The following is a 10386-nucleotide window of genomic DNA, read 5'->3' on the forward strand; positions in this document are numbered from 1 at the left end:
CCCGCACGCGCACACCGCGGTGCTGCGCCGGGTGAGCGACGACACGGCGGTACTGAGCCAGCCGACGCAGGTGGTGGCCGCGGTCCGGCCCGCCGAGCGTCCCCCGTGGGCCCGGCTGCCCGACAGCGGTGGGCAGCGCCCGCACCGGCGCCGGGCCGACGAGCCGGAAGGGTTGGGCGCACGGCTGGCCGCCCTGCGTACCCGGGTCATGGGCTCGCCGCGCGGTCGCCTCGCCGTCGCCGCGGCGGTCGTGGTGGTCGGCCTCGTGGCGGCGATCGGCGGCTGGTGGTTCGGGGTCGGCCGGTACACGGTCGCGCCGCAGATGGTGAGCCTGACCAAGGCCGAGGCGGAGGCGCAGGCCCAGCGCGGTGGTTTCACGCTGCGCTACGCCGACCCCCGCTACGACGAGAAGGTGCCGAAGGACACCGTGCTCGGGCAGACGCCGGCGTCCGCCGCCCGGATCGTCAAGGGCGGCACGATCACGCTGACGCTGTCGCTCGGCCCGGAGCGGCTGCCGGTGCCGGACGTGGTGGGCAAGGACTTCGAGCTGGCCCAGGCCGAGCTGACCGGCGCCAAGCTGGTGCCGGCCAAGGGCTCGTCCCGCTACGACGACGCGCTGCCGGCCGGCGTGGTGCTGGCCACCGACCCGAAGGTCGGCACCGTGGTCAAGCCCGGGTCGAAGGTGACGCTGATCCTCAGCAAGGGTCGCGCCCCGGTGAGCGTGCCGAACCTGGTCGGCAAGAACGTCAACGAGGCGCGGACGATCCTCGCGCAGCTCGGGCTCACCCCGGAGGAGAACTACAAGGACTCCGACAAGCCGAAGGACGAGATCCTCGGCCAGAGCCCGGCCGACGGCACCGGCGTGGAGAAGGGCGCCAAGGTCAAGCTGGAGATCAGCAAGGGCCCGGCGCAGGTGGCTGTCCCGCGGGTGATCGACATGCCCTGCCAGCAGGCCAAGCAGACGCTGGAGAGCCAGGGCTTCCCGGTCAACGTCCAGCTCAACCCGAACGGCGTGGCGCGGCTGCAGAACCCGGCCGAGAACACGCCGGTGCCGCCGGGCACGACGGTCACGGTGACCTGCCTGTGAGCGCGAGGAGCGAGCCGGTCCTGCGAGCCCCGCAGTCGCGAACGAAGACCGGCCCGGTGAGCGCGAGGAGCGAGCCGGTCCTGCGAGCCCCGCAGTCGCGAACGAAGAACGGCCCGGTGAGCGCGAGGAGCGAGCGTCGGCGGGTGGGGTCGCACACGCCCACCTCCGGCGGGCTGGCCCGGGCGGCGCTGCCGTACGCCGAGGCGGCCGCCTCCGAGGTGGTGCAGGTCTACGTGTCCAACTCGCGCGGCTGGGCGCTGCCGGCGGGCGACCCGGCGCAGGACGCGCTGTTCCGCGACGGCTGCGGCGAGCGCGGGCTGCCCGTGTTCGTCCACGCCTCGCTGCTGGTCAACCTCGGCTCCCCCACCCCGGCCACGGTCGCCCGGTCGGCGGAGACGCTGGCCCACGCGCTGCGCCGGGGCCGCGCGATCGGCGCCGAGGGCGTGGTGTTCCACGCCGGCAGCGCGGTCGACGCCGGGCACGCGGAGGCGGCCCTGCGGCAGGTCCGGGAGTCGCTGCTCCCGCTGCTGGACGAGACGGCGGCGGTCGGCGGGCCGATGCTGCTGGTCGAGCCGAGCGCCGGGGGCGGCCGGTCGCTGGCCTCGCGGGTCGAGCATCTCGGTCCCTACCTCGACGCGGTCGACCGGCACCCCATGCTGGGCGTCTGCTTCGACACCTGCCACGCGTGGGCGGCCGGGCACGACCTGGCCGCCGAGGGTGGCATGACCGCCACGCTGGACACGCTCGTCGCCACCGTCGGCGCGGACCGGCTGCGGCTGGTGCACGCCAACGACTCGAAGGACCTCTGCGGCTCCACCCGGGACCGGCACGAGAACATCGGCAAGGGCAGCATCGGCGAGCCGGCGTTCGCCGAGCTGATGCGCCACCCCGCGACCGCGGGCGTACCGGTGCTGGTGGAGACCCCGACGGAGAAGCACGTCGGCCACGCCGCCGACATCGCCACCCTCAGGCGCCTCCACCCCTGATCGGCCCGGGCGGGGCCGGCCAGGGGTGGAGCAACGGGTGGCGGACCGTCAGGCGCGGAGGATGGTGGCGAGGGTGTCGGCGGCGCGGTCCACCTGCGCGTCGGTGACGTCCAGGTGGGTGACCAGCCGGGCCGTACGCGGACCGAGCACCGAGATCAGCAGGCCCTCCGCTCGCGCGGCCGCCGCCAGGGCGGGCGCGTCGAGCGGATGCTTGGTCAGGTCGAGCGGCACGATGTTGGTGCGCACCGCGGTCGCGAGCACGCCGTGCGGTGCGACCGCCTCGGCCAGCCGGGCGGCCTTGGCGTGGTCCTCGGCGAGCCGCTCGACGTGGTGCGCCAACGCGTAGCGTCCGGCGGCGGCGAGGATGCCGACCTGCCGCATGCCCCCGCCCATCCGCTTGCGCAGGAACCGGGCCCGGGCGATCTTCTCCGCGCTGCCCACGACCAGCGAGCCGACCGGCGCGCCGAGGCCCTTGGACAGGCACACCGAGAGGGTGTCGAACAGCCCGCCGTACTCCGCCAGCGGCACCCCGTCGGCGACGTGCGCGTGCCAGATCCGGGCGCCGTCGCAGTGCAGGGCGAGCCCGTGCCCGTCGGCGACCTCGCGCAGCCGGCGCAGCGTCGACAGCGGGATCACCCCGCCACCACCCCGGTTGTGCGTCTGCTCCACCGCGATCGCCCGGGTGGGCACCGCGAAGTAGCCGTCCGGCCGGATCATCGCGGCGACCACGTCCGGGTCGATCTCCGCGCCCACCGCCGGCCAGGTCCGCGACGAGATTCCGGCGTACGCGGCCGCGGCCCCGATCTCGTACGTGACCACGTGCGCGTCGGCGTCGCAGAGCAGCTCGTCGCCGGGCGGGACGTGGAGCTGGAGGGCGATCTGGTTGGCCATCGAACCGGACGGGGCGAACAGCGCCGCCTCGTGCCCGAACCGGGCGGCCACCTCGGCCTCGAGGGCGGCGACGGTGGGGTCCTCCCCGTAGACGTCGTCACCCACCTCGGCGGTGGCCATCGCCTCCCGCATCCCCGGCGTCGGCCGGGTCACGGTGTCCGACCGAAGATCGATCACGTCCACACCCCTCGCAAGCTCACTCCTCGCGTCAGCCACGGAGCATCTCCGCCACCAGGAAGGCCAGCTCCAGCGACTGCTGGGTGTTGAGTCGCGGGTCGCAGGCGGTCTCGTACCGGTCGGGCAGGTCGAGGTCCTCGATGCCCTGGGCGCCGCCGAGGCACTCGGTGACGTCCTCGCCGGTCAGCTCGACGTGCAGGCCGCCCGGGTGGGTGTCCAGGCCGCGGTGCACCTCGAAGTAGCCGAGCACCTCGTCGACGATCCGGTCGAAGTGCCGGGTCTTGTAGCCGTTGGAGGACTCGTGGGTGTTGCCGTGCATCGGGTCGCACTGCCAGACGACCTTGGCCCCGGCGGCGGTCACCTTGGCGACGATCGGGGGCAGCGCGTCGCGCACCCGGTGGTTGCCCATCCGGCTGATCAGCGTGAGCCGGCCGGGAATGTTGTCCGGGTTGAGCTTCTCGCAGAGCTCGATCGCCTCGTCGGGTGACGTGGTCGGGCCGAGCTTGACCCCGATCGGGTTGGCGATCCGGGAGATGAAGTCGATGTGCGCGCCGTCGATCTGCCGGGTCCGTTCGCCGATCCAGAGGAAGTGCCCGGACAGGCCGTACGCCTTGCGGTTGGAGATCCGGGTCAGCGCCCGGTCGTACTCCAGCGCCAGGGCCTCGTGGGAGCAGTAGAGCGTGACGGTGCGCAGCGCCTCGTCGTCGGTCATCCCGCAGGCGCGGATGAAGGCGAGCGCCCGATCGATCTCCCGGGCGATGGCCTCGTAGCGCTCGCCGGCCGGCGACTGCCGCACGAAGTCCTTGTTCCAGTCGTGCACCGCGTGCAGGTCGGCGAGCCCGCCGGCCAGGTAGGCCCGGAGCATGTTCATGGCGGCGGCCGAGTTGGCGTACGCCCGGATCATGCGCTGCGGGTCGGCGACCCGCGCCTCCGGGGTGGCCTCCAACGAGTTGATCATGTCACCGCGGTAGGCCGGCAGCCCGCGGGCGTCGGTCGGCAGCGACCGGGGCTTGGTGTACTGGCCGGCGACCCGGGCCACCTTGACCACCGGCAGCGACGCGCCGTAGGTGAGCACGATCGCCATCTGCAGCAGGGTGCGGGCGTTGGCCAGCAGGTGGCTCTCGGTGTTGTCGGCGAAGGTCTCCGCGCAGTCGCCGCCCTGGAGCAGGAACGCCTTGCCCTCGCAGACCAGGGCCAGCCGCTGCCGCAGCTGGTCGACCTCGTAGGGCGCGACCACCGACGGCACGGTGTCCAGCACCGTGCAGACCTCGGCGACCTGGTCCTGGTCGGCCCAGGGCGGGGTCTGCGCGCGCGGCAGCTCCCGCCATCGGTCCAGGCCGAGGGCAGCGTCCTCGGCGGAGTCGGCGGTCGGGCGGCTGGTCTGCAGACCAGGGCTGCCCACGGCGGGGTGACTCAGCTGATGCCACTCATGGCGCATGAAGGAAAGCGTACGGCGACCGTCGAGGCCGCCCGCCGCCGAGGGGGACGGTTCCGGTGGTTGGGAGATCAGCGCCACACCGGCGCCCGGGTCAGGGCGAGACGGTCGGCTGGGCGGTCCGGCCGCCCGGCGTCTCGCCGGAGATGCACCAGTCGGCGCCGGTGCGGGTGACCGTGAACAGCAGCGCGCGGGTGGCGGTGCGGGATCCGGCGGCCACCGTGACCGTGGCGCTGACCTCCTGGCCGTGCGGCCCGGACCGGACGTCGGTGATGGTGGCCTGCGGCACCGTGAAGTGGTCGGCGAAGTCGCCGTTCGGGCCGGTCGCGCCCGCGTCGAACGCAGCCTGCATCGGCGCGCAGAGCTGGCTGCGGCCGGCGGCGGCGTCGCGGGCGGCCAGCGCGTCCAGGTACGCCTGCACCCGCTCCCGGCTCTTGGCCGCCGCCTCCTGGGCCGGCGCCTGCCCGGTCGCCGGAGCCGATCCCTCCGGTGCCTCGTCGTCGCCGCAGGCCGCCAGGGCGACCGGCAGGAGCGCGAGCAGGACGGCGGCGGTCGCCGCCCGCCGGTGCTGCTGACCCATCGGTTCCTCCCATCGGGGCATGGTGGCTGCCCGGCCACCGAGTCTGACACACCGACCGGCGCCCCGGCCGACGCCGTCCCGCGCCCCCGTCCCGATCGTCCGGCCGGGCACGCACCTCGATCCGCGGCAGCGGCCGGGGGTCGCTAGTCTCGGGTCGCGGGACGGTACCGGACCGCGCCATCCCCCGGAGGTGACGGATCATCCTCGCCGTGACATCCGTCGACACCGCGTGGCTGCCGCCGACCGAACGGTTCGACTTCTGGCAGGATCTCGTCGCCCGGCAGTCGTCGACCGCCACCATCCGTAGCGCGCACGCGGACGACTTCACCGCCTCCGCCCGGGTGATCGACCTCGGCGCGGTCCGCCTCGGCATCTGGCGTTACCCGTCGCTGGAGTTCACCCGCCCGGCCCACCTGATCGACAGCGGCGACCCGGAGCTGTACCAGCTCGCCCTACCGTTGTCCGGGCGCGGGGTGATGACCCAGCAGCGCCACGAGACGCCGCTGGACCCGTCCGCGTTCGCCCTGGTCGACACCGTCCGGCCGCACGGCTCCCGGCTACGGCCGGACGACGCGGCGCCGGGGGCGGTGGAGACGGTGACCGCCCTGGTGCCGCACCGGGCGTTGCCGTTGGCCCCGCACCGGCTGAGGCGGTTGTGCGCCGCCGGCATCCCCGCCGACACCGGGATGGGCGCGCTGCTCGCGGCGTTCCTGCGGCGGATCGTGGCACACCCGGAGCAGTACGCGGCGGCCGACGCCCCGCACCTGGACCGGATCGTCCTGGACCTGATCGCCGGCATGCTGGCGGGCCGGTTGGACATCGAGCGGGACCTGCCGGTCGACGCCCGGATCACCGGCCTCCGGACCCGGGTCACGGCGTTCGTCCGGCGGCACCTGGCCGACCCGGACCTCTCCCCGGCCGCCGTCGCGGCGGCGCACCACCTGTCGGTGCGGGCCCTGCACCGGCTCTTCGAGGGCACCGGTACGACCGTCGGCGGGCTGATCCGGACCGGGCGGCTGGAGCGGGCGGCCCGGGACCTGGCCGACGGGCGGCTGCGCGGGCTGAGTGTCGCGCAGGTCGGCGCCCGGTGCGGTTTCGCGCACCCGGCGCACTTCAGCCGCGCGTTCCGGGCCGCCTACGGGGTGTCCCCCCGGGAGCACCGGGAGCGGGCGGCCCGGGGTTGACCACGCGGGCGGGGAGGGGCCGGTGCGGCCCCTCCCCGCCGGGTGGGTGGTGCGTCGGCCCTCGGCTCAGCCGAGGCCGCCCTTGATGGCGCTGATCAACTCACCGTTGCTCGTGTCTCCGGAGAGTTCCCAGAAGAACGCGCCACCGAGGCCCTGGGTGTTGGCGTAGCTCATCTTCCCGCCGATGGTGGCCGGGGTGTCGTAGCTCCACCAGTTGCTGCCGCACTTGGCGTACGCCGTGCCGCCGACCGTGGCCGTGGCCGGGCAGGTGTTCTTGAGGACCTTGTAGTCCTCGATGCCCGTCTCGTAGGTGCCGGGCGCCCCGCCGGTGGCGGTGCCGCCGGGCGCGGTCTGGGTCACGCCGGTCCAGCCCCGGCCGTAGAAGCCGATGCCGAGCAGCAGCTTGTTGGCCGGCACGCCCTTGGACTTGAGCTTCTGGATCGCCGCGTCCGACCAGAAGCCCTGCTGCGGGATCCCGCTGTACGAGTAGAGCGGGGAGTGCGGGGCGGTCGGCCCCTGGGCGGCGAACGCCCCGAAGTAGTCGTACGTCATCGGCATCAGCCAGTTGAGGTTCGTCGCGGCGCCGGCGTAGTCGGTGGCGTCGATCTTGCCGCCGTTGCTGCCGTCGGCGGTGATCGCCGCGGTGACCAGGAAGCTGGAGCCGAACTTGCTGCGCAGCGCGGAGACCACGTTCTTGAACGCGTTCGGGCCGCTGCCGTCGCACTGGAGGCCGCAGGCGTTCGGGTACTCCCAGTCGATGTCGATGCCGTCGAAGACGTCCGCCCAGCGCGGGTCCTTGACCAGCGCGTAGCAGGAGTCGGCGAACGCGGCCGGGTTCTGCGCGGCCTGGGTGAAGCCGGCCGACCAGGTCCAGCCGCCGAAGGACCAGAGGACCTTCAGGTTCGGGTACATCTTCTTCAGCTTGCGCAGCTGGTTGAAGCTGCCGCGCAGCGGCTGGTCCCAGGTGTCGGCGACGCCGTCGACGCTGTCCGCCGCGGTGTACGCCTTGTCGTAGTCGGCGTAGCTGTCACCGATGGTGCACCGTCCGCCGGTGGTGTTGCCGAAGGCGTACAGGATGTGGGTGAGCTTCGCGGCCGAGCCGCTGGTGTGGATGTTCTTGACGTGGTAGTTGCGGCCGTAGACGCCCCACTCGGCGAAGTAGCCGACCACCTTCTTGCCGCCGGTGGGCGGCGTGGTGGGCGGGGGCGTGGTCGGCGGCGGGGTGGTGGGCGGGGTGGTCGTCGGCGGCGTCGTGGTGGGCGGCGTCGTCGTCGGCGGGGTGGTGGTCGGCGGCGTGCCGCCGCCGGCGCAGGAGCCGCCGTTGACCGTGCAGTTCAGCGGCCCCTGGTAGGCGCCGCTGCCGTTGTAGCCCCAGCTGAAGCTGGCGCCCGGGGCGAGCGTCGCGGCCCAGCTCTTGTTGACCGCGACGTAGTGGTTGCCGCTGCGGGTCACGTCGGCGTCCCAGGAGCTGCTGATCGCGGTCCCGGAGGGCAGGTCGAACTCGATGCGCCAGCCGTTCACACTGGCGCCGGTGCCGTTGGTGACGGTCACCCGCGCCTCGTGGCCGGTCCCCCAGTCCTGCACCTTGGTGAACGTGGCGGTGACGCTGCCGGCGGCCGACGCGGTGGTCATGGGCACCGCGGCGACCGCGAGCGCGACCACGGCGCCGGCCCACAGGGCCCGGCGGAGCGATCTCTTCATACGGCGTCTCCCCAATAGTTAGGAAACTTTCCAAATTGATTGCTGAGACGCTACTCACGCCGTCATCAGTTCGTCAAGATGTAGATGCGTCTATTTCACGGGTGGCGCGGGACGATCGGCGCGACGGGCCGTAGCCTCGTCGCATGACCGTTTTCGACGTGCAGATCGACGCCCTCAGCGGCGGCCCGGCCGACCTCGACCGCTACCGCGGCCGCGCCCTGCTGGTGGTCAACGTGGCCTCCCGCTGCGGCCTCACCCCGCAGTACGCCGGCCTCCAGGCGCTCGCCGACGCGTACGCCGGGCGCGGGCTGACCGTGCTCGGGGTGCCGTGCAACCAGTTCGCCGGCCAGGAACCGGGCAGCGCCGCGGAGATCGAGGAGTTCTGCCAGGTGAACTACGGCGTGACGTTCCCGCTGACGGAGAAGGTCGACGTCAACGGGCCGGACCGGCACCCGCTCTACGCCGCGCTGGTGTCCACCCCGGACGCCGAGGGGCACACCGGCGACGTGCGCTGGAACTTCGAGAAGTTCCTCGTCGCGCCGGACGGCACGGTGGCCGCCCGGTTCGGCCCGCAGGTCACCCCCGAGGATCCCGACCTGCGCGCCGCGATCGAGAAGGTCCTGCCGGCCTGAGTCGCACGGCGCAGCGGCACGCCTCCCGCCGGAGGCGTGCCGCGCGCGGTCCGACGAGCGGGTCAGCCGGCGGCGGACCGGAACACCGGGTAGTAGCCGCCGGACTGGCCGGCGGCCGTCGGGTGGTAGGAGACGGTCAGGTTCAGCACGTTCAACGCGTGCAGCCACTTCGTGCCGTAGCTGCACAGCTGGTGCCCGACGAAGATGGACCGGACGTCGGCGAACGTGAAGCCGGCCGAGGTGGCGGCCGACCGGGTGATGTCGTCGAGCAGGTTGATGCCCTCGTTGATCTTCGCGCGCGAGGTGGCGCTGAGCCCGACGCAGGCCGTGCCGAGCTGATAGAAGACCGGGTAGCCGACCACCACGACCCGGGCCGAGGGCGCCCGGTTCCGGATGCCGTTGTAGACGGTGGCGAGCCGCCCGGGCATCTGCGTGCGGGCGATGTTCATGGCCGACTCCACGGCCGCCACGCACTGGGTCTCGCCCTGGAGCACGCAGGTGCTCATGATCGAGGCGAAGCCGACGTCGTTGCCGCCGATGGTGACGCTGACCAGCGTGGTGGTTGAGGAGAGCGCGGAGAGCTGGCTGTTGACGACGTCCGCGGTGGTGGCGCCGGAGCAGGCGACCGAGCGGTACGAGGCCGGCCGGATGTTGGCGTTGTAGAGCGCCGGGTAGGCGTTCGTGCTGCGCAGGCAGTTACCGCTCTCGGAGGTGTAGCTGTCGGCGCCGACGCCGGAGGCGTACGAGTCGCCGAGCGCGACGTACCGGTCGGACGGGGAGGCCTGGGCGGGCGCGGCGGCCAGGGTCAGCGCGACCCCGATCGACGTGGCCAGGGACAGGGCGAGGGTGGCAAGACGGGATCTCCGCACGTCGCACTCCTGGGGGTGGGAAGTGGTGGTGAGAGATAGATATCAATGAGATCACCATGCATGGAAGATCACCGATTCGCAGTCTCAGTAGATAGAGACTTGTCCATACAAATCGTTGCCAGCAAGTCGGCTGTCGATGAAGGTTTCCGCCGGGGAATGCGACGGCGCCCCACCGGGGTTGGCACCGGACATGACGACTGTGGGACTGATCGGCAGCGGCAACATCGGCGGCACGGTGGCCCGGCTCGCGGTGGACACCGGCCACGACGTGGTGCTCAGCAACTCGCGCGGCCCGGAGACGCTGCGGGACCTGGTGACCGAGCTGGGTTCCCGGGCCCGCGCGGCCACCCCGACCGAGGCGGCGACCGCCGGCGACCTGGTGGTCGTCACGATCCCGCTGCGGGCCTACCGCGAGGTGCCGGCCGCACCGCTCGCCGGCAAGATCGTGATCGACACGAACAACTACTACCCCGAGCGCGACGGCAGCTTCCCGGAGCTGGACGACGAGTCGACCACCACCAGTGAACTGCTCCAGCGGCACCTGCCGCGCTCGCGTGTGGTCAAGGCCCTCAACAACATCTACTTCGCGCACCTGCGGGTGCTGGGCCGCCCGGCCGGCGCGAGCGACCGCACCGCCCTGCCGATCGCCGGCGACGACGACGGGGCCAAGGCCGCCGTGACGGCGTTCCTCGACTCACTGGGCTACGACGCGGTCGACGTGGGGCCGCTCGCCGAGGGCTGGCGGTTCCAGCGCGACACCAGCGCGTATGCGGGCATCTACGCCGCGGACGGCGACTGGGAGCGCCCGGGGCCGGTCGACGGGCAGCGGCTGCGCGCCGCCCTC

At 73.1% G+C, this 10386-nt stretch carries 10 protein-coding genes; 5 read left to right on the forward strand and 5 right to left on the reverse strand.

From position 1 onward, the window contains the following. Together HUW36_RS16545 and HUW36_RS16550 are read left to right on the forward strand one after the other, a co-directional pair. A partial coding sequence (locus HUW36_RS16545) for a Stk1 family PASTA domain-containing Ser/Thr kinase (RefSeq protein WP_174528996.1) occupies positions 1-1087 on the forward strand: 1087 nt, incomplete at its 5' end. Positions 1088-1203: 116 nt separating this feature from the next. Beyond that, positions 1204-2073, forward strand: a complete 870-nt coding sequence (locus HUW36_RS16550; protein WP_174528997.1) for a deoxyribonuclease IV — start codon at positions 1204-1206, stop codon at positions 2071-2073. 48 nt (positions 2074-2121) lie between these two features. Here the strand turns inward: HUW36_RS16550 and HUW36_RS16555 are convergent, their stop codons facing one another. The 3 genes from HUW36_RS16555 to HUW36_RS16565 all read right to left on the reverse strand — a co-directional run bounded on the left by HUW36_RS16555 (position 2122) and on the right by HUW36_RS16565 (position 5156). After that, on the reverse strand, positions 2122-3141 hold the full coding sequence (locus HUW36_RS16555; protein ID WP_174528998.1) for a threonine aldolase family protein: 1020 nt from the start codon (positions 3139-3141) through the stop codon (positions 2122-2124). A gap of 31 nt (positions 3142-3172) precedes the next feature. After that, positions 3173-4579 (reverse strand): class II 3-deoxy-7-phosphoheptulonate synthase, encoded by a 1407-nt coding sequence (locus HUW36_RS16560; RefSeq protein ID WP_174528999.1) that lies wholly within the window; start codon positions 4577-4579, stop codon positions 3173-3175. Positions 4580-4670: 91 nt separating this feature from the next. After that, positions 4671-5156 carry a hypothetical protein gene (locus HUW36_RS16565; protein WP_174529000.1) on the reverse strand — a complete coding sequence of 162 codons (486 nt, stop codon included), beginning with the start codon at positions 5154-5156 and terminating at the stop codon, positions 4671-4673. 209 nt (positions 5157-5365) lie between these two features. Between HUW36_RS16565 and HUW36_RS34900 the strand changes: the two genes are divergently transcribed. After that, entirely contained in the window at positions 5366-6340 is a 975-nt protein-coding gene (locus tag HUW36_RS34900) for an AraC family transcriptional regulator (protein ID WP_174529001.1), read from the forward strand. 66 nt (positions 6341-6406) lie between these two features. Here HUW36_RS34900 and HUW36_RS16575 read toward each other — a convergent pair whose 3' ends face one another. Then, complete coding sequence (locus HUW36_RS16575) at positions 6407-8041, reverse strand: glycosyl hydrolase family 18 protein (protein ID WP_174529002.1); 1635 nt, start codon at positions 8039-8041, stop codon at positions 6407-6409. A 143-nt stretch (positions 8042-8184) separates the two neighbouring features. Here HUW36_RS16575 and HUW36_RS16580 point away from each other — a divergent pair, with 143 nt between their 5' ends. Beyond that, complete coding sequence (locus HUW36_RS16580) at positions 8185-8673, forward strand: glutathione peroxidase (RefSeq protein WP_174529003.1); 489 nt, start codon at positions 8185-8187, stop codon at positions 8671-8673. A 62-nt stretch (positions 8674-8735) separates the two neighbouring features. Here the strand turns inward: HUW36_RS16580 and HUW36_RS16585 are convergent, their stop codons facing one another. Further along, positions 8736-9542, reverse strand: a complete 807-nt coding sequence (locus HUW36_RS16585) for an SGNH/GDSL hydrolase family protein (RefSeq protein ID WP_174529004.1) — start codon at positions 9540-9542, stop codon at positions 8736-8738. Between the two features lie 190 nt (positions 9543-9732). Here HUW36_RS16585 and HUW36_RS16590 point away from each other — a divergent pair. Continuing rightward, the coding region (locus HUW36_RS16590; protein ID WP_174529005.1) for an NADPH-dependent F420 reductase at positions 9733-10386 on the forward strand (654 nt) is incomplete at its 3' end.

Origin of the sequence: Micromonospora maritima (assembly GCF_902825405.1) — a bacterium.
Lineage (GTDB): Bacteria > Actinomycetota > Actinomycetes > Mycobacteriales > Micromonosporaceae > Micromonospora > Micromonospora maritima.